15 protein-coding genes, 1 tRNA gene and 1 riboswitch are annotated in these 18439 nt (G+C 68.3%); of the genes, 8 read left to right on the top strand and 8 right to left on the bottom strand.

Features of this window, described 5'->3' with window-relative positions; translation table 11 throughout:
* Positions 1–2: 2 nt before the first annotated feature.
* The 6 genes from FHP08_RS18005 to acs all read right to left on the bottom strand — a co-directional run bounded on the left by FHP08_RS18005 (position 3) and on the right by acs (position 5540).
* Positions 3–93, bottom strand: a tRNA-Ser gene (locus FHP08_RS18005).
* Between the two features lie 140 nt (positions 94–233).
* Entirely contained in the window at positions 234–2303 is a 2070-nt protein-coding gene (locus FHP08_RS18000) for a sodium:solute symporter family protein (RefSeq protein WP_225879195.1), read from the bottom strand.
* The gene (locus tag FHP08_RS17995; RefSeq protein WP_147705895.1) at positions 2303–2563 is read right to left on the bottom strand and encodes a DUF4212 domain-containing protein; all 261 of its coding nucleotides are present in this window, start codon (positions 2561–2563) and stop codon (positions 2303–2305) included. The genes FHP08_RS18000 and FHP08_RS17995 overlap by 1 nt, the downstream gene beginning before the upstream one ends.
* Positions 2564–2661: 98 nt before the next feature.
* On the bottom strand, positions 2662–3243 hold the full coding sequence (locus tag FHP08_RS17990; protein WP_147705894.1) for a tetratricopeptide repeat protein: 582 nt from the start codon (positions 3241–3243) through the stop codon (positions 2662–2664).
* Between the two features lie 19 nt (positions 3244–3262).
* Positions 3263–3547, bottom strand: coding sequence for a hypothetical protein (locus FHP08_RS17985; protein WP_147705893.1), 285 nt, complete (start codon positions 3545–3547; stop codon positions 3263–3265).
* Positions 3548–3557: 10 nt separating this feature from the next.
* Complete coding sequence (acs, locus tag FHP08_RS17980) at positions 3558–5540, bottom strand: acetate--CoA ligase (protein ID WP_147705892.1); 1983 nt, start codon at positions 5538–5540, stop codon at positions 3558–3560.
* 247 nt (positions 5541–5787) lie between these two features.
* Between acs and FHP08_RS17975 the strand changes: the two genes are divergently transcribed.
* The 7 genes from FHP08_RS17975 (at position 5788) to FHP08_RS17945 (ending at position 14589) form a co-directional block, all read left to right on the top strand.
* The gene (locus FHP08_RS17975) at positions 5788–6390 is read left to right on the top strand and encodes a TIGR00645 family protein (protein WP_147705891.1); all 603 of its coding nucleotides are present in this window, start codon (positions 5788–5790) and stop codon (positions 6388–6390) included.
* 91 nt (positions 6391–6481) lie between these two features.
* Positions 6482–8005, top strand: a complete 1524-nt coding sequence (locus FHP08_RS17970; RefSeq protein ID WP_147705890.1) for a fumarate hydratase — start codon at positions 6482–6484, stop codon at positions 8003–8005.
* 128 nt (positions 8006–8133) lie between these two features.
* The gene (locus tag FHP08_RS17965; protein ID WP_147705889.1) at positions 8134–9726 is read left to right on the top strand and encodes an ABC transporter substrate-binding protein; all 1593 of its coding nucleotides are present in this window, start codon (positions 8134–8136) and stop codon (positions 9724–9726) included.
* Between the two features lie 153 nt (positions 9727–9879).
* On the top strand, positions 9880–10821 hold the full coding sequence (locus FHP08_RS17960; protein ID WP_147705888.1) for an ABC transporter permease: 942 nt from the start codon (positions 9880–9882) through the stop codon (positions 10819–10821).
* The gene (locus FHP08_RS17955; RefSeq protein ID WP_147705887.1) at positions 10821–11762 is read left to right on the top strand and encodes an ABC transporter permease; all 942 of its coding nucleotides are present in this window, start codon (positions 10821–10823) and stop codon (positions 11760–11762) included. The genes FHP08_RS17960 and FHP08_RS17955 overlap by 1 nt, the downstream gene beginning before the upstream one ends.
* A gap of 4 nt (positions 11763–11766) precedes the next feature.
* Positions 11767–13422 carry an ABC transporter ATP-binding protein gene (locus FHP08_RS17950; protein WP_222707933.1) on the top strand — a complete coding sequence of 552 codons (1656 nt, stop codon included), beginning with the start codon at positions 11767–11769 and terminating at the stop codon, positions 13420–13422.
* A 409-nt stretch (positions 13423–13831) separates the two neighbouring features.
* Positions 13832–14010, top strand: a riboswitch (yybP-ykoY riboswitch).
* A 3-nt stretch (positions 14011–14013) separates the two neighbouring features.
* Positions 14014–14589, top strand: coding sequence for a TMEM165/GDT1 family protein (locus FHP08_RS17945; protein WP_147705886.1), 576 nt, complete (start codon positions 14014–14016; stop codon positions 14587–14589).
* Between the two features lie 298 nt (positions 14590–14887).
* Here the strand turns inward: FHP08_RS17945 and FHP08_RS17940 are convergent, their stop codons facing one another.
* Together FHP08_RS17940 and FHP08_RS17935 are read right to left on the bottom strand one after the other, a co-directional pair.
* The gene (locus FHP08_RS17940; protein ID WP_147705885.1) at positions 14888–15289 is read right to left on the bottom strand and encodes a TM2 domain-containing protein; all 402 of its coding nucleotides are present in this window, start codon (positions 15287–15289) and stop codon (positions 14888–14890) included.
* A 49-nt stretch (positions 15290–15338) separates the two neighbouring features.
* The gene (locus FHP08_RS17935; RefSeq protein WP_147705884.1) at positions 15339–16781 is read right to left on the bottom strand and encodes an amidase; all 1443 of its coding nucleotides are present in this window, start codon (positions 16779–16781) and stop codon (positions 15339–15341) included.
* Positions 16782–16929: 148 nt separating this feature from the next.
* On the opposite strand from FHP08_RS17935, the gene FHP08_RS17930 reads away from it, so the two are divergent.
* On the top strand, positions 16930–18438 hold the full coding sequence (locus tag FHP08_RS17930; protein WP_147705883.1) for a M81 family metallopeptidase: 1509 nt from the start codon (positions 16930–16932) through the stop codon (positions 18436–18438).
* Position 18439 lies beyond the last annotated feature (1 nt).

Below are 18439 nucleotides of genomic sequence, written 5' to 3'. Positions count from 1 at the left end.
ACTGGCGGAGGGAGGGGGATTCGAACCCCCGAAGGGCTGTTAACCCTTACACGCTTTCCAGGCGTGCGACTTAAACCACTCATCCATCCCTCCGGAACCCGACATTCTAGCAAATCGCGACACGCCCCTGGAGGCGACCTGCGGCGCACCAAAGAGAAGGGCCGGCACAAGGCCGGCCCGGATTCGAACCGCCGCCACGGCGCCGCGAGCGGCACCGGGCGGCACGACCTTCGTCAGGCCGGTTTCAGGTTCGGGTAGCGAACATGCTCCACCAGCTCCTGCGTCTTTTTGTCCGGCGCCGGAGTGACCAGCGAGACGAGAATGATCACGATGAAGCCCAGCGGCACGCCGAACAGTCCGGCCGAGATCGGCTGGATGTCCCACCACAGGTTCGTGATCGGCGCCGAGCGCGGGATGTCGAGGAAGATCTCGCGCAACCAGGGCTGGTTCAGGATCATGTAGTAGAACGTGACGCCGAAGCCGGCGATCATGCCCAACGTTGCCGCGATGCCCGTGGTGCGCTTCCAGAAGATGCCCATCACCAGCGCCGGGAAGAACCCCGCGGCGGCGAAGGAGAACGCGGCGGACACCAGGAACAGGATGTCGGCCGGTTTCTGCGAAGCGACCAGCGCAGCGAGGACCGCCACGACCAGCAGCAGCATCTTGGACATCAGCACACGGCGGGCCGTCGGCGCGTTCGGGTCGATCATCTTGTAGTAGAGATCGTGCGACAGCGCGTTGGCGATCGTCAGCAGCAGGCCGTCGGCGGTGGACAGCGCCGCCGCCAGACCGCCTGCGGCCACCAGGCCCGAGATCACGTAGGGCAGCCCGGCGATCTCCGGCGTGGCCAGCACGACGATGTCCCCGCCGATCGCGATCTCGGCACGCTGAACGACACCGTCACCGTTGACGTCCGCGATCGACAGCAAGCCTGGATCGACTCTGGTCCACGACTGCACCCAGCGAGGCAGCTCCGCGAAGGCGGTTCCGACCAGGTCGTTGTAGACCACGTACTTCACCAGGACCGCCAGGGCCGGCGCGGTCAGGTAGAGCAGCAGGATGAAGAACAACGACCAGGCGACCGAGTTCCTCGCCTCGCGCACCGACGGCGTCGTGTAGTACCGCATCAGGATATGCGGCAGTGCTGCCGTGCCGACCATCAGGCAGAAGACCAGCGCCAGGAAGTTCTTCCGAGCCACCGCCCGCGCATTGTCGTCCTTGCCAGGGAAGGCCTCGGCGTGCCTGGACAGCGGCGCGCCTCTTGCCCCGCCGGCCCTGTCCTTGCCCCAGGCAGCCTCCGCGGCAGCCTGGTCCTTCGGGTAGGCGGCCAGCGCGTCCTCGGCCTTCTTGATCGCCGCGGCGTCGCCGCCCGACCTGGCGGTGGCCACCGCCGCCTCGAGCGCAGCCTTGCCTTCAGCGAACGACTTGGCCGGATCCTTCAGCTTCTCGGTGGCTGCCGCCGCACGGTCGAGGAAGATCTTCTTGACCTCCTGCTCCTTCGGGTCGGCGATCAGCTTCTCCTCGAGCTGCGTGACCTTGGTCAGCTGCTGGCCGTAGATGAGCTGCGGAATCGGGAAGCCGGTCTGCTTCACCGACAGCCAGACTACCGGGATCATGTAGGCGATGATCAGGATGATGTACTGCGCCACCTGGGTCCAGGTGACCGCCTTCATGCCGCCCAGGAAGGAGCAGACCAGGATGCCGGCCAGGCCGAGGAAGATCCCGATCTCGAACTGCACGCCGGTGAGCCGGGTCGTGATGATGCCCACGCCGTAGATCTGCGCGACCACGTAAGTGAACGAGCAGAGCACCGCGATGACGATCCCCACGAAGCGCGGCACGTGACCGCCGAAGCGCGCGCCCAGGAAGTCGGGGATCGTGAACTGCCCGAACTTCCTCAGGAAAGGCGCCAGCAGCAGCGCCACCAGCACGTAGCCGCCGGTCCAGCCCATCACGAAGGCCAGGCCGCCGAAGCCGGCGAGGTACAGCGTGCCGGCCATGCCGATGAACGACGCTGCCGACATCCAGTCGGCGCCCACCGCCATGCCGTTGAAGACCGCCGGCACGCGACGGCCGGCCACGTAGTACTCGTCCGCCACGTTGGTGCGGCTGATGATGCCGATGCCGGCGTACAGCAACACGGTGGCGATGAGGAACACGTAGCCGATCATGACCCGCGGCAGGCCCATCTGCTCGAGAATGGCCAGCGCGATCACGAAGATCGCGAAGCCCCCTGTGTAGAAGCCGTAGACCTTCTTGAGCTGCGCCTTGAAGGCCTTGTTGCTCTGTGCGACGCTGCTCATCATTCCTCTCCTTCCTCGACGCCGTACTCCCGGTCGAGCCGATTCATGTAGCGCGCGTAGTAGATGATGATGCCCACGTAGACCAGCAGGGCACCCTGCGCTGCCACCCAGAACGAGAACGGCCAGCCGAAGAAATTGAAGGTCAACGTGCGTGCCCCGTAGATGAGCACGAAGGTGACGATGAACCAGATCGCGAGCAGCAGGCCCGTGATCCTGAGGTTCCGCTGCCAGTACTCCTGGTGTTTAGCCGTCAATTGCATGATGTCTCCTCCCCCTTGTTGTCGAACGCAGTCTCACGCTCTCCTCCTCCCCGGTAAGCGGGTCGTGCCCGCAGAATTCAAGGCTTCACGCCGGTTGCTCAGAACGGCACTTCGACACCGACGTTGACCCCGGTCTCGCGCTCGAGTTGCTTCGCGACCTTGGGTTCGAACCCGGCCAGCTTGCGGATCGTGTTCTCGACGCGCTCGGTCTGCCCGAGCCGGTGATAGGCATGCGCGAGCTGGTACCAGCCAAAGGGCGACATCGGCTGCAGCTCGGTGTTCTTCTTGAGCAGCGGGATCGCCTCCTCGATCTGCCCGAGCTTGATCAGCGACAGCGCCTTGCCGTACCAGGCGCGGTCGAGGCGCTCGTCGCCGGCGATCGCCCGATCGAAGGCCTCGATGGCCCGCTCGTGATCGCCGGCCTCCTGGCGCATGAATCCGAGGTTGAACCAGACCGAGGCCGGAGCCCCCCCACCGGCGACCGCCTGCTCGAACGCGGCGATCGCGCCCGCCGGATCGCCGGCTTCGGCGCGCAGGTGACCGATCGACGCCAGGGCGTGCACGTCGCCCGGCCTGGCCGCGAGCAGCCGCCACCACCAGTGCTCGGCCATCTCGCGCCGCCCGAAGAAGGCGGCCCAGACGGCCATCTGTCTGGAGAGCCAAGGTCTGGACGCCGCCATGTCTGCTGTCTCCGGGAAATCAGGAAGGGCCGACAGGGGCGTAGGTGGCCTTCAGGAGGACCAGCCCGACCCAGACCCAGAACAAGAGAAAGAAGGCGACCGCCGCAACATGCCTGTCGACGACGGCGGCGGGCGTGATCGCGCGCGCGACCCGCACCAGGGGGCGGGTCAGGAAGACCAGGGCCTGGTAGATCGGGTTCTGCGAATGCTTGCCGAAGCTCAGCACGAACACTGCGCCTCGCGCGAGCAGCAGCAGCCCCGCGAACTCCACCAGGCCCTTCAGCACGATGACCACGCTCGCCATGGGTGGGGCCTCAGTTGGCCTGCTTGAGCTGGTCGAGGATGGCCGGATTCTCGAGCGTGGAGACGTCCTGAGTGATCTCCTCGCCCTTGGCCACCGAGCGCAGCAGCCTGCGCATGATCTTCCCGGACCGGGTCTTGGGCAGGTTCTCGCCGAAGCGGATGTCCTTGGGCTTGGCGATCGCGCCGATCTCCTTGCCGACCCAGTTGCGCAGGTCGTTGGCGATCCTCTTCGCTTCTTCCGCGGACGGCCGCGCCTGCTTGAGCACCACGAAGGCCACCACCGCCTCGCCGGTCATGTCGTCGGGCCTGCCGACCACCGCCGCCTCGGCCACGAGCGGGTTGGACACCAGCGCCGACTCGATCTCCATCGTGCCGAGCCGGTGGCCCGACACGTTGAGCACGTCGTCGATGCGGCCCATGATCCAGAAGTAGCCATCGAGGTCCCGGCTGGCGCCGTCGCCGGCCAGGTAGTAGCGGCCCTTGAAGTCGTCCGGGTAGTAGCTCTTGCGGAAGCGCTCGGGGTCGCCCCAGATCGTGCGGATCATCGAGGGCCAGGGCTTCTTGATGACCAGAAAGCCGCCCTTGCCCTTTTCGACGTCGGTGCCGGTCTCGTCGACGATCGCTGCGGCCACGCCGGGCAGCGGCATCGTGCAGGAGCCGGGCTTGAGCGCATGCACGCCCGGAAGCGGCGTGATCATGTGGCCGCCAGTCTCGGTCTGCCACCAGGTGTCGACGATCGGGCAACGCTCGCGGCCGACGTTCGTGTAGTACCACATCCAGGCCTCGGGGTTGATCGGCTCGCCGACCGAGCCGAGCAGGCGCAGCGAGGACAGGTCGTACTTGCGCGGATGGTGGTCGGGGCTGGACTCGCCGGCCTTGACCAGCGAGCGGATCGCGGTGGGCGCGGTGTAGAAGATGCTGACCTTGTGCCGGTCGATCATCTCCCAGAAGCGGCCGGCATGCGGGAAGGTGGGCACGCCCTCGAACACCACCTGGGTGGCGCCGCAGGCCAGCGGGCCATAGGTGATGTAGGTGTGTCCGGTGACCCAGCCGATGTCGGCGGTGCACCAGAAGATGTCCTCCGGCTTGATGTCGAAGGTCCACTTCATCGTCAGGGCGGCCATCAGCAGATAGCCTGCCGACGCGTGCTGCACGCCCTTGGGCTTGCCGGTGGAGCCCGAGGTGTAGAGGATGAACAACGGATGCTCGGCGCCGACCCACGCGGGCTCGCACTGCGCGGACTGGCCGGCCACGACTTCGTCCCAGGCCATGTCGCGCCCCGGCTGCATGGCCACGTCGCCGCCGGTGCGGCGGTAGACCACCACCTTGCGGACACTGTCGCAGCCCCCCATGGCGAAGGCTTCGTCGATGGCGGGCTTGAGCGGGATGTGCTTGCCGCCGCGCACCTGCTCGTCGGCGGTGATCACCAGCGTGGCGCCGGCATCGATGATCCGCTCATGGATGCTCTTGGCCGAGAAGCCGCCGAACACGACCGAGTGGATGATGCCGAGCCGGGCGCAGGCCTGCATGGCCACGACGCCCTCGACGGACATCGGCATGTAGACGATGGCACGCTCGCCCTTCTGGAAGCCCAGCGCCCGCAGGCCATTGGCGAAACGACACACCCGCTCGTGCAGCTCCCGATAGGTGACCTTGCTGACCTTGCCGTCGTCGGCCTCGAAGACGATCGCGGTCTTGTTCTCGACCGGGGTGCCGAGGTGCCGGTCCAGGCAGTTCCAGGAGACGTTCAGTTCGCCATCGTCGAACCACTTGAAGAACGGCGCGTTCGAATCGTCCAGCGCCCGGCTGAACGGCTTGTGCCACACCAGGTGCTCGCGCGCCAGGCGGGCCCAGAAGCCCGCATGATCCTTCTCGGCCTCGGCGCAGAGCGCCTGGTACTGGTCCATTCCGGCGATCGCGGCCTTGCTGACGAAGCCCTTCGGGGGCGGAAACAAACGCCCTTCCTGGAGCACCGATTCGATCTGAGCGGACATGTCCCCCCTCCATTTTCTTGCTGGATTTCTGCTTATGCGGGAGCAAGTTACGCAGGGTCCCTTACGGAAGCCTTACGGATCAGGCATTTGCGCAACCGCGCCCGCCCCTGCGCTCCGGAGGCCGACTCGCCCTTCGCCCGGAGACGCTTCCCGAGGATAGCGCGCCGCTCCAGACGTGCGAATCCGCGCGGGCCTGTTCGGCAAATCCGCTAAACTCCGCCGGATTTCCGCAAGGAGTCCCTCCTTGATGCCTCCCGCCGACAAGCCGATCGCCCCGCTTCCGCGCCTGATCTTCGCCAGCCGCTGGCTCCAGTTGCCCCTGTACCTCGGCCTGATCGTCGCCCAGGTGGTCTACGTCTGGCTGTTCGCAGAGGAACTGGTCCATTTGGTCGAATTGCTCTGGAACCCTGGCGCGCTCGACAGCACGGTCGATCGGCTCAACATCACCGAGCGGAGCAAGGAAACGGTGATCATGATCATCGTCCTGTCGCTGATCGACGTGGTGATGATCTCCAACCTGCTCATCATGGTCATCGTGGGCGGCTACGAGACCTTCGTGTCGCGGCTGCGGCTCGAAGGCCACCCCGACCAGCCCGAATGGCTGTCGCACGTGAACGCGAACGTGCTCAAGGTCAAGCTTGCCACTGCGATCATCGGGATCTCCTCGATCCATCTGCTCAAGAGCTTCATCTCGGCCGGCACGCTGCCCCAGCAGACGCTGCTCTGGCAGACCGTGATCCACGTGGTGTTCCTGGTCTCGGCAATCGCCATCGCGATCATCGACCGCCTGATGGCGGGCACCCTGGCCGTCGCGCACAAGGGTGGCCACCGCGAGCGCAACGGACACTGATCCGGCGGGCCGGGCCCCTGCGAGCCGAACCGCCGAGCGCCGCGCATTGCGCGCGGCAATCGCCTTCCATCATTCCGACGAGGACCGAACCATGACCGTGATCAAGCAGGACGACCTGATCGAATCGGTGGCCGCGGCGCTGCAGTTCATCAGCTACTACCACCCGCAGGACTTCATCGAGCACCTGGCGCGGGCCTACCAGTCGGAGCAGAGCCCGGCCGCGCGCGACGCGATCGCGCAGATCCTGACAAACTCGCGGATGTGCGCCGAGGGACACCGCCCGATCTGCCAGGACACCGGCATCGTCAACGTGTTCCTGAAGATCGGCATGGGCGTGCGCTTCGAGGGCTTCTCCGGATCGATCGCCGACGCGGTCAACGAGGGGGTGCGCCGGGGCTACCTGAGCCCGGACAACACGCTGCGCGCCTCGGTGGTGGCCGACCCGCAGTTCGAGCGCAAGAACACGAAGGACAACACGCCGGCGGTGATCCAGATGGAGCTGGTGCCGGGCGACAAGGTCGACGTCACCGTGGCGGCCAAGGGCGGCGGCTCGGAGAACAAGTCCAAGCTCGTCATGCTCAACCCGTCGGATTCGGTCGTCGACTGGGTGCTCAAGACCGTGCCCACCATGGGCGCCGGCTGGTGCCCGCCGGGCATGCTTGGCATCGGCATCGGCGGCACCGCCGAGAAGGCGATGCTGATGGCCAAGGAGTCGCTGATGGACCCGATCGACATGTTCGACCTGCTGAAGCGCGGGCCGGCGAACAAGGTCGAGGAACTGCGCATCGAGCTCTACGAGAAGGTCAACGCGCTGGGCATCGGCGCCCAGGGCCTGGGCGGCCTGACCACGGTGCTCGACGTCAAGATCGCGATGTACCCGACCCACGCGGCCTCCAAGCCGGTGGCGATGATCCCGAACTGCGCGGCCACGCGGCACGCGCATTTCGTGCTCGACGGCTCGGGCCCCGCCTACTGCGAGCCGCCGCCGCTCTCCACCTGGCCGGACGTGAGCTGGACGCCCGACGTCAAGCAGTCGAAGCGGGTGGACCTGGACACGCTCACGAAGGAAGAGGTCGCCTCGTGGAAGCCGGGCCAGACCTTGCTGTTGTCGGGCAAGATGCTCACCGGCCGCGATGCCGCCCACAAGCGGATCCAGGACATGCTGGCCCGCGGCGAGACACTGCCGGTGGACTTCACGAACCGGGTCATCTACTACGTGGGCCCGGTCGACCCGGTGCGCGACGAGGCGGTGGGCCCGGCCGGCCCGACCACGTCGACCCGGATGGACAAGTTCACCGACATGATGCTGTCGCAGACGGGGCTGATCTCGATGATCGGCAAGGCCGAGCGCGGCCCGACGGCCATCGACGCCATCCGCAAGCACAAGGCGGCCTACCTGATGGCGGTGGGCGGCGCCGCCTACCTGGTCTCCAAGGCGATCCGCAAGGCCAGGGTGGTCGGCTTCGCCGACCTGGGGATGGAAGCGATCTACGAGTTCGAGGTCCGGGACATGCCGGTCACTGTGGCGGTCGACTCGAGCGGCACCTCGGTGCACCAGACCGGTCCGGCCGAGTGGCAGGCCCGGATCGGGAAGATCCCGGTCACGACGGCCTGATCGTCCTGCACCGCCGTGGCGCCGGCGCCTCGATTCTCGCGGTAACATTGTCCCGGATCCGGCCGATGGCCGGATCCTGAACGACGCCCGCGAACGCGTTGTCGAACCATCCACAGCGGAGGCATTTCATGGCAGTCAGTTTCAGGCTCAGGTCGGTCATCGCGGCGGGCATCGTCGCCATGGCGACCCTGCACGGCGGACAGGTCGCCGCCCAGGACAAGGTGCTCAAGGTCATCCCGCACTCGAACCTGGCGATCCTCGACCCGATCTGGACCACGCAGTACATGGTCCGCAACCACGGCTACATGATCTACGACACCCTCTTCGGCACCGACGCCAAGAGCCAGATCAAGCCGCAGATGGTCGAGTCCTGGACGGTCAGCGACGACAACCGCCTCTGGACCTTCAAGCTGCGCAAGGGCCTGCTGTTCCACGACGGCGCGCCAGTCACCGGCGAAGACGTGACCGCATCGCTGGCCCGCTGGGGCAAGCGCGACGCGATGGGCCAGAAGCTGTTCACATTCGTGGACCGGATGGACTCGCCGGCGCCCGACACCTTCCGGATCTTCCTGCGCGAGGCCTGCGGCTTCGTGCTCGAGGCGCTCGGCAAGCCGTCGTCGAACGTGCCCTTCATCATGCCGAAGCGGGTCGCCGAGACTCCGGCCGACAAGCAGATCGAAGACTACACCGGCTCGGGTCCGTACGTGTTCGTGCGCGACCAGTACAAACCGGGCGACAAGGCGGTCTACGCCAAGTTCGACAAGTACGTGCCGCGCAACGAGCCGCCTTCTGGCACCGCCGGCGGCAAGAACGTCTACGTCGACCGGGTCGAGTGGAACCTGGCGCTGCGCGACGCGCAGCAGCAGGTCAATGCGCTGATCCGGGGCGAGGTCGACATGATCGAGCAGCCGGCTTTCGAGTCCTACGCCGCGCTGCGCGCCGACCCGAACATCGAGATCGTCAACTGGAATCCGCTGGGCTTCCAGTACATGCTGCGCTTCAACCACCTGCACAAGCCCTTCGACAACCCGAAGGTCAAGGCGGCGGCGCTGATGGCGCTCAACCAGGAGGCCTTCCTGAAGGCCCAGGTCGGCGATCCGAAGCTCTACAAGATCTGCGCGTCGATGTTCACCTGCGGCACGCCCTACGCGTCGAACGCCGGCGCCGAGGCACAGAACCTGGGCAAGGGCAACCTGAAGAAGGCGCAGGAGTTGCTGAAGGCCTCGGGTTACGACGGCACGCCGATCGTGATCATGAAGCCCACCGACCTGGCCTCGATCACCAAGCTGCCGGACGTGGCCGCCCAGCTGCTGCGCCTGGCCGGCTTCAAGGTCGACCTGCAGTCGATGGACTGGAACACGCTGGTCTCGCGCCGTGCCAAGAAGGACCCGCCGGCGCAGGGTGGCTGGCATATCTTCGCGACGGCCTGGGTGTCGCCCGACATCTGGAATCCGCTGACCAACGCGGCGATCGGCGCGGGCGGCGACAAGGCCTGGTTCGGCTGGGCCGATTCACCGGAGATCGAGAAGCTGCGCGACCAGTTCGCGCGCGAGACCGACGAAGGCAAGAAGAAGTCGCTCGCGCAGGAAATCCAGAAGAAGGCCTTCGAGTACGGCACCCACGCGCCGCTGGGCGAGTACGTACAGCCGGCGGCGGTCCGCAAGGGCATCACCGGCCTGGTGACCGCGCCGGGCAACCTCTACTGGAACATCAAGAAGTAGGTCCTGGCCGGCGGCCTGCCCCGCAGGCCGCCACCGGCCCGGTTCCCGGGCCGGTGGCCTGACCGCGCGAGCGCCCGAAGGCCGGGCTGACCGCGCAACCGGGTCGGGCACTGGCGGCGCCACTGCGCCGCCCCCTCTTCCGGACACGAATCGATGACAGGTTTTCTGATCAAGCGGATCGCGGCCACGATCCCGGTGCTGCTGATCGTGGCGGTGCTGGTCTTCCTGATGTTGCGGCTCACGCCGGGCGACCCGGCCGCGATCATCGCCGGCGACGCGGCGAGCGCCGAGAACATCCAGCAGATCCGCGAGCAGCTGGGGCTCGAGAAGCCCCTGCCGGTGCAGTTCGGCATCTGGTTCTCGCAACTGCTGCAGGGCGAGCTCGGCGAGTCCTACTACTTCAAGATGCAGGTCACCGAGCTGATCGCGCAGCGGCTCGAACCGACCTTCGCCCTGGCCTTCGTGACCATCGTGCTGGCGGTCGGGGTGTCGGTGCCGCTCGGCGTGCTGGCCGCCTGGCGCCACGGCGGCTGGCTGGACCGCGCGCTGATGGGCTTCTCGGTGCTCGGCTTCTCGCTGCCGGTGTTCGTGCTCGGCTACCTGCTGATCTGGCTGGTGTCGATCAAGCTCGAGTGGCTGCCGGTGCAGGGCTACTCGCGGCTGGCCGATGGCATCGTTCCCTTCCTGCGGCACATCATCCTGCCGGCGCTGGCGCTGGCGGTGATCTACATCGCGCTGATCGCGCGCGTCACCCGGGCCGCGGTCGCCGAAGTGCTCACCGAGGACTACGTGCGCACCGCGCGCGCCAAGGGCCTTCCCGAGATGCGGGTGTTGATCCGCCACGCGCTGGCCAATGCGGCGGTGCCCATCGTGACGGTGATCGGCATCGGGATCGCGCTGCTGATCGGCGGGGTCGTGGTGACCGAGTCGGTGTTCGGCATCCCAGGACTCGGCCGGCTCACGGTCGACGCAGTGCTGGCGCGCGACTTCCCCACGATCCAGGGCGTGATCCTGTTCTTCTCCTTCGTCTACGTGCTGATCAACCTGCTCGTGGACCTCTCCTATCTGGTGTTCGACCCGAGGATCCGCTACTGATGACGAATCCGACCACGCCCACCATCGACGACACGCTGTCCGTCGAAGCGGCCGACATCGTCGAGCGCCCCTCGATCTGGAAGCGTCTCGGGCAGAACTGGAGCGTTCGCATCGGTGGGGTTGCGCTGGCGCTGCTGGTCGCCATCGCGCTGGCCGCACCGCTGCTGGGCACCGTCGACCCCACGCTCTTCGATCCCTCGAGCCGCGACCTGCTGCCGGGCGCGACCGGCGAGATCATGACGATGGAAGGCGAGATGGTCGCCCACGAGTTTCTGATGGGATCGGACTCCTTCGGCCGCGACATCTACAGCCGCGTGATCTATGGCACCCAGGTCTCGCTGATCGTGGGCATCGCCTGCGCGGTGGTCTCCACCTTCCTGGGCGTTCTAGCCGGACTGGGCTCGGGCTACCTCCGCTGGCTCGACGGCCCCCTGATGCGCGTCATGGACGGCATCATGGCGATCCCCGGCATCCTGATCGCAATCGCACTGGTCGCGCTGTGGAAGGCCAGCCTGATCACCGTCATCGTGGCGATCGCGATTCCCGAGATCCCGCGGGTGACGCGCCTGGTGCGCTCGCTGGTGCTCACGATCCGCGAGGAACCTTACGTGGAGGCCGCGCTGTCGCTGGGCACGCCGGGCTGGAAGATCATGTTCGGGCACATCCTGCCCAACACGGTAGCGCCGTTGATCGTGCAGGCGACCTACATCTGCGCGTCGGCGATCCTCTTGGAGGCCATCCTGTCCTTCCTCGGCGTGGGCCTGCCCACCGACATCCCCACCTGGGGCAACATCATGGCCGAAGGGCGGGTGCAGTTCCAGCAGTATCCGCACAACGTGTTCTTCCCTGGCATCTTCCTGGCGGTCACCGTGCTGGCGGTGAACATCCTGGGCGACGGGCTGCGCGACACGCTGGACCCGAAGATGGCCAAGCGGGTCTGATCCGATGAACACCTCCCAGATCAACAAGCAGACCCGCGACATGCCCGCGACCGGCCCCGTCCTCCAGATCCGCGACCTGTCGATCGCCCTGCCGCGGGGCGGTGATCGCAAGCGCGCGGTGGCCGGCGTGAGCCTCACGGTGAACCGCGGTGAGATCGTCTGCCTGGTCGGCGAGTCCGGCTCGGGCAAGTCGGTGATCGCGCAGGCGGTGATGGGCCTGCTGCCCAAGCAGCTGCCGGTGCTCGGCGGCGAGATCCTGCTCGAGGGCGAAAACATCGCGCAGGCCAGCGAATCGCGGCTGCGCGAGCTGCGCTGCGTGCGGATGTCGATGATCTTCCAGGAGCCGATGACCGCGCTGAACCCGGTCATGCGCTGCGGCGCGCAGATCGACGAAGTGCTGGCCATGCACACGAAGCTGGGGCCCGCCGAGCGCCGCCAGCGGGTGCACCAGGTGATCGATGAAGTCGGCCTGCCCGACCCCGACCGGATGTACGACTCCTACCCGCACCAGCTTTCGGGCGGCCAGCGCCAGCGGATCATGATCGCGATGGCGCTGATCCTGGAGCCGGTGCTGCTGATCGCCGACGAGCCGACCACCGCGCTCGACGTGACCACCCAGGCGCAGATCCTGCGGCTGATCGCCGACCTGCAGCACAAGCACGGCACCGGCGTGCTGTTCATCACCCACGATTTCGGCGTGGTGGCCGAAATCGCCGATCGCGTGGCGGTCCTGCGGCTGGGCGACATGGTCGAGACCGGCACGAAGCAGGCGGTGCTTACCGACCCGCAGCACGCGTACACGAAGATGCTGATCGGCTCGGTGCCCAGCGTGAAGCCGCGCCACCGCGGCGCCGACGAAAACGCCCCGGTGGTGCTGAAGACCGAAAAGCTGGGCAAGATCTACTCGAGCGGCGGCTTCTTCGCGCCGAAGCACGAAGTGCGCGCCGCCGCCGAGGTGTCGCTGCAGATCCGGCGCGGCCAGACCCTGGGCATCGTCGGCGAGTCCGGCTCGGGCAAGTCCACCGTGGCCCGCTGCATCGCACGGCTCATCGACCCGACCACCGGCACGGTCGAGATCGGCGGCGAGAACATCGCGCGGATGTCGCACCGCGAGCTGCGGCCGCTGCGCCGGCGCATCCAGGTGGTCTTCCAGGATCCCTACCGCTCGCTGAACCCTCGCCGCACCGTGGGCGAGTCGATCATCGAGGGGCCGCTGAACTACGGCACGCCACGCAGCAAGGCGATGGCCCGTGCCCGCGAGCTGATGGAACTGGTCCGGCTCGACCCGGCGTCGCTCGACCGCTACCCGCACCAGTTCTCGGGCGGCCAGCGCCAGCGCATCTGCATCGCCCGCGCGCTGGCCATGGAGCCCGAGCTGCTGATCGCCGACGAGGCGGTGTCGGCGCTCGACGTGTCGGTGCAGGCCCAGGTGATGCGCCTGCTCGACGAGATCCGCGACCGGCTGCACCTGGCGATGCTGTTCATCACCCACGACCTGCGGGTGGCGGCGCAAGTCTGCGACCACGTGATGGTCATGTCGAAAGGGCAGGTGGTGGAATACGGGCCGGCGGGGGAAGTGTTCGGGAACCCGAAGCACGAGTACACGCGGGCGCTGTTCGCCGCGGCCCCCGGGCGCGACTTCGCGTTCGCGGCGGGCTGACCGCTCCCGGAGCGTCTGCGCCCGGGCAGGGAGCGGGGGCCGGCTTCTCCGGACACGGTGCTGCGGCCCCGCCTTTGGCGGGGCTGCCCTCGCCTTCGTCGTCCGCGGCGGCTCGGGCGCAACTCGCGGTCCCTGCGGGACCGCTCGGACAGCGCCCTCGCTGATCGCCGCTCCCTTCCGAAGCGCTCGGCTGGCACAGTGTCCGGAGAAGCCGGCCCCCGCTCCCTGCCCTCGAGGTCGCGGTGTTCAGGCGGTCACTCGGCCGCTTACGCTGGCGCCTCGCGACGTTTGCTGCCAGGGCAACACTGCGGCCGACGAAGCGCACGACATGCACGGCCGGTCGGGGACGAGCCCGGGCGCTTATCCCGACCGGCCCGGGCGCACGCCCAAAGGCAACTCGGGTAGAATGCGCCCCGTCATTGGGGAGTAGCCGCCCTTCGCAGCATTCGAAGGGGCCCGCGTCAACACACTTGGCCCACCGGCCATGGCGCGCGCAGTCTCTCGACCTGGCAAGACCTTTGACCATGAGGCCGCCGGACTGGCCGGGGCGCGCATGGTCATCGGTGTCCGTTCCGGCCAGGGAGCTCTCGATTGGAAGCCTTTCTCGTTTCCACTGGCATCGTCGCGCTGGCCGAATTCGGCGACAAGACGCAGCTGCTGTCCTTCATCCTCGCCGCCAAGTTCCGCAAGCCCTGGCCGATCGTGCTGGGCATCCTGGTCGCCACGATCTTCAACCACGCGTTCGCCGGCGCGATCGGCGCCTGGGTCACTTCGCTGATGAGCCCCGAGACGCTGCGCTGGGTGCTCGGCCTGTCCTTCCTCGCGATGGCCGCCTGGATCCTCGTGCCGGACAAGTTCGACGAGAAGGACGCGAAGCTCGCGCACATGGGGGTGTTCGGCACCACGCTGGTCGCCTTCTTCCTCGCCGAGATGGGCGACAAGACCCAGATCGCCACCGTGGCCCTGGCCGCCCAGTACAAGGCCTTCGTGGCCGTGGTCGCCGGCACCACGCTGGGCATGATGATCGCCAACGTGCCCGCCGTGCTGCTCGGCGACCGGATCGCCCACAAGCTGCACGTGAAGCTCGTCCACGGCATCGCCGCCGCGATCTTCGCCGTGCTGGGCATCGCCACGCTGCTGGGCGCCGGCGAACGCCTGGGCTTCTAGCCCGCGACCGCTCGCGACGGACGCCCTGCCCTCGCACGCCAAGACCTCCCGGGCCGGAGAGGGGGTGCGCCTTCCCCCCGGACACTGTGCAAGCCGAGCGCTTCCGGAGGGAGCGGCGAAAAGGGAGGGCGCTGTCTGAGCGCTTCCAGAGGAAGCGCGAGTTGCGCCCGACCCGCCGCGGACGAGGAAGGCGAGGGCAGCCCCGCCGCAGGCGGGGCCGCAGCACCGTGTCCGGGGGGAAGGCGCACCCCCTCGCCGGTCCGGGCGCGAGCCACAAGGCAAGGCGCCCTTCCGGGCGTCAACCCCGCGCGCGATTGCGCACCGTGATCTGGTCGTTCAGCGTCCAGTAGTCGTACAGCCACCCCAGCCCGAACAGCCCCAGCGTGAGCAGGTACAGGATGCCGGTGAGCCACTTGCCCATGTACATCCGGTGCACGCCGAACAGGCCGAGAAAGGTGAGCAGGATCCAGGCCACCGAGTAGTCGATGGGCCCTTCGTGGAAGCGGTAGTCGGCTTGCCTGTCCATCGACGGGATCAGGAATAGGTCGATCAGCCAGCCGATCCCGAGCAGGCCCAGGGTGAAGAACCAGAGGGTGCCGGTGACCGGCTTGCCGTAGTAGAAACGGTGCGCGCCGGTGAATCCGACGATCCACAGCGCGTAGCCGACGACTTTCGAGTGCGTGTCCCCGACGCGGGTCATGCCCTTTCCTTCATCTGCGTTGCCCTCTCCCGCATGGCGTCCTCCCGCTTCAACCGATCGGCGGGCGCACCCGGTGCCACTCGGTGGCCGCCTCGTAGGCCGCCGCCGCCCGCAAACAGAGGTCCTCGCGATGGTTCGGCGCCACCAGCTGCAGCGAGATCGGCAGGCCGTCGTCGCTGAAGCCGCAGCCCAGCACGATCGCGGGTTGCTGGGTCAGGTTGAACGGATACGAGAACGGCGTCCACCAGGTCCAGTCCTGCGTCATGCCGCTGTCCAGCCCGGTGGGCGGCTCGGGCATCACGCGGCCCACCGCGAAGGGCAGGACCGCGGTCGCGGGGGTCAGCAGCAGGTCGTATCGCTGGTGCAGCTTCGCCATCGCGACGGCCATCTGGCCGCGCCTCAGTTGCGCGTCCATGAAGTCGGCGATCGTGTAGCGCTCGGCGTAATCGATCACCTCGCGCAGCCCCGGGTCCAGGCGCTGCAGCTTGTCTTCCGGGAGCCGGTGCAGCAGGTGGCGGGCCGAGCTGAACCAGTGCACGCGGAACACGTCGGCGCAGTCGTCGAAGCCGGGATCGGCCTGCTCGACGATCGCGCCGAGCTCGGCGAACTTCTTCGCGGCGGCGTCGAGCGCATGCTCGATCCGGGCGTCGACCCACTTCACGTAGCCCAGCCGCGGGCTGTAGGCGATGCGCAGCCCCTCGAGCCCGTCGGCCCGGCGGCCGGCAGCGACATCGGCGCTCCAGTCGCGATCGGTGGGCGGCAAGGACATCCAGTCGCGCGAATCGGGCCGCGCGATCACCTCGAACAGCCGCGCGCAGTCGGCGACGGTACGGGTCTGCGGGCCGATGTGCGCGACCGTGCCCATCGGCGACAGGGGGTAGGCAGGTATGCGCCCGAAGTGCGCCTTCAGGCCCACCGTACCGGTGAAGGCGGCCGGGATCCGCACCGAGCCGCCGCCGTCGGTGCCCAGCGCGAAGGGTCCCAGCCCGGCGGCGACCGCGGCGGTCGCGCCGCCCGAGGAGCCACCCGGCGTGGTGTCGAGCCGCCAGGGGTTGCGGGTGATGCCGTAGACCGGCGAATCGGTGCTGCCGCGCCAGCCGAACTCGGGCGTGGTGGTCTTGCCGAGCAGCACCGCGCCGGCCTCGCGCAGCCGCGCGGTGGCCGGGGCGTCGACGTCCCAGGGCCCGGCCGGATCAGTGGTCAGCGAACCGCGCAGCGTGGGCCAGCCCCTGGTGAGGATCAGGTCCTTGACCGAGGCCGGCACGCCGTCGATCGCACCGAGCGGCTGGCCGCGCTGCCAGCGGGCCTCCGAGGCCTGGGCGTCGGCCAGCGCCGCCTCGTGGTCGACCAGGCAGTAGGCGTTGATCTGCGGATTCAGGGCGTCGATCCGGTCGAGGATCGCCCGGGTCACGTCGACCGGCGACAGGTCGCGGTCGCGGTAGGCCTTCGTCAGTTCGTCCGCGCCCAGCCAGGCGATCTCGTCGTGCTTCATCGGTCGGGTCTCCTCGATGGCTTGCGGCCGGCTCGCTGCCGGCGCCGTTCCGCTCGCAGCGTAGCAAAGTGGCGCCGCAACGCGCGTTCCTCTACGCTCGCGAATCCGGATTTCGACACGAAGACACGACAGGAAAGGGTCGGAGAACATGGCACGGATCGCCGTCGGCGGCATGCAGCACGAAACGAACACCTTCGCGCCCTCGCGGGCGGACTACGCGGCCTTCGAGGACGGCGGCGGCTGGCCCGGCGTGCAGGTCGGCGACACCCTGTTCGACGCGGTGGCGGGCGCCAACATCCCGGTGCAGGGCGCCATCGAGTCGCTGCGCGCCGCGGGCCATGCGCTGGTCCCGCTCGCCTGGGCGGCGGCCTCGCCGTCGGCGCACGTCACCGTGGATGCCTTCGAGCGGATCGTCGGCGCGCTGACCGACAGGCTGCGCGCGGCGCTGCCCGTGGACGGCGTCTATCTCGACCTGCACGGTGCGATGGTCACCGAGCACCACGACGACGGCGAGGGCGAGATCCTGCGCCGCGTGCGCGAGATCGTCGGACCCGACGTGCCGGTGGTGGCCAGCCTCGACCTGCATGCCAACGTCACCCGCGGCATGGTGGCCCACTCCGATGCGCTGTCGATCTACCGCACCTATCCGCATGTGGACATGGCGGCCACCGGCGCCCGCGCCGCCGGCCTGCTGATGCGGATGCTGGGCACCGGACGGCGCTTCGCGAAGGCCCACCGCACGCTCGACTACCTGACCGGCATTCCTTCCCAGAGCACCTTCATCGAGCCGGCCAACGGCCTGTACGCGCTGCTCGAGCGGATCGAGCAGCGCAACGGCGTGGCGCTGTCCTTCGCGCCCGGTTTCCCGATGGCCGATTTCCCCGAGTGCGGGATGTCGGTCGTCGGCTACGGGCTCGACGAGGCCGCCACCCGCGCGGCGGTCGACGAGATGGCCGGTGCGGTGGCCGATGCCGAGAAGGACTTCGCGCTCACGCTGCTCGCCCCCGACGAGGCGGTCGAGCGCGCGATGGCCCGCGGCGAGCCGGGCGCGCCGGTGGTGCTGGCCGACACGCAGGACAACCCGGGTGCCGGCGGCAACGGCGACACCACCGCGCTGCTGGCCGCGCTGATCCGGCATCGCGCCCGCGACGCGGTGCTGGGCATGCTGATCGACCCGCCCTCGGCCCGGCGCGCCCACGAGGCCGGCCAGGGCGCGACGCTGGACTTCGCGCTCGGCGAGATCTCCGGCGTGCCCGGTCACGTGCCGCTGGCTGGCCGGTTCACCGTGGAGCGGATCGGCGACGGCCGCTTCACCTGCACCGGCCCGATGTTCAAGGGATTCCGGATGCAACTCGGGCCGATGGCGCTGCTGCGCTCCGAGGCCGCGCCGGGCGTGCGGGTGGTGCTCGCCTCCAGCAAGTGCCAGGCCGGCGACCAGGAGATGTTCCGCCACCTGGGCGTGGAGCCGATCCGCCAGCGGATCGTGGCGCTGAAGAGCTCGGTGCATTTCCGCGCCGACTTCCAGCCGATCGCGCGCGAGGTGCTGGTCGTCCGCTCCCCCGGTCCGGCGCTGGCCGATCCGGCCGACTTCCGCTGGACCCGCCTGCGCCCCGGCATCCGCATGCGGCCGCTGGGCCCCGCGTTCCGCCCGGCCTGAG

It is taken from the genome of Zeimonas arvi (assembly GCF_008039575.1).
GTDB lineage: Bacteria > Pseudomonadota > Gammaproteobacteria > Burkholderiales > Burkholderiaceae_E > Zeimonas > Zeimonas arvi.
This window is presented reverse-complemented; position numbering and strand designations above follow the sequence as displayed.

Excerpts from the sequence above, each read along its gene's own strand:
- FHP08_RS17950 (WP_222707933.1), top strand. The coding sequence starts at position 11,767 with ATGAACACCTCCCAGATCAACAAGCAGACCCGCGACATGCCCGCGACC.
- FHP08_RS18000 (WP_225879195.1), bottom strand. The coding sequence starts at position 2,303 with ATGAGCAGCGTCGCACAGAGCAACAAGGCCTTCAAGGCGCAGCTCAAG.
- FHP08_RS17990 (WP_147705894.1), bottom strand. The coding sequence starts at position 3,243 with ATGGCGGCGTCCAGACCTTGGCTCTCCAGACAGATGGCCGTCTGGGCC.
- acs (WP_147705892.1), bottom strand. The coding sequence starts at position 5,540 with ATGTCCGCTCAGATCGAATCGGTGCTCCAGGAAGGGCGTTTGTTTCCG.
- FHP08_RS17965 (WP_147705889.1), top strand. The coding sequence starts at position 8,134 with ATGGCAGTCAGTTTCAGGCTCAGGTCGGTCATCGCGGCGGGCATCGTC.
- FHP08_RS17975 (WP_147705891.1), top strand. The coding sequence starts at position 5,788 with ATGCCTCCCGCCGACAAGCCGATCGCCCCGCTTCCGCGCCTGATCTTC.
- FHP08_RS17955 (WP_147705887.1), top strand. The coding sequence starts at position 10,821 with ATGACGAATCCGACCACGCCCACCATCGACGACACGCTGTCCGTCGAA.
- FHP08_RS17970 (WP_147705890.1), top strand. The coding sequence starts at position 6,482 with ATGACCGTGATCAAGCAGGACGACCTGATCGAATCGGTGGCCGCGGCG.
- FHP08_RS17995 (WP_147705895.1), bottom strand. The coding sequence starts at position 2,563 with ATGCAATTGACGGCTAAACACCAGGAGTACTGGCAGCGGAACCTCAGG.
- FHP08_RS17935 (WP_147705884.1), bottom strand. The coding sequence starts at position 16,781 with ATGAAGCACGACGAGATCGCCTGGCTGGGCGCGGACGAACTGACGAAG.
- FHP08_RS17960 (WP_147705888.1), top strand. The coding sequence starts at position 9,880 with ATGACAGGTTTTCTGATCAAGCGGATCGCGGCCACGATCCCGGTGCTG.
- FHP08_RS17930 (WP_147705883.1), top strand. The coding sequence starts at position 16,930 with ATGGCACGGATCGCCGTCGGCGGCATGCAGCACGAAACGAACACCTTC.
- FHP08_RS17985 (WP_147705893.1), bottom strand. The coding sequence starts at position 3,547 with ATGGCGAGCGTGGTCATCGTGCTGAAGGGCCTGGTGGAGTTCGCGGGG.
- FHP08_RS17940 (WP_147705885.1), bottom strand. The coding sequence starts at position 15,289 with ATGACCCGCGTCGGGGACACGCACTCGAAAGTCGTCGGCTACGCGCTG.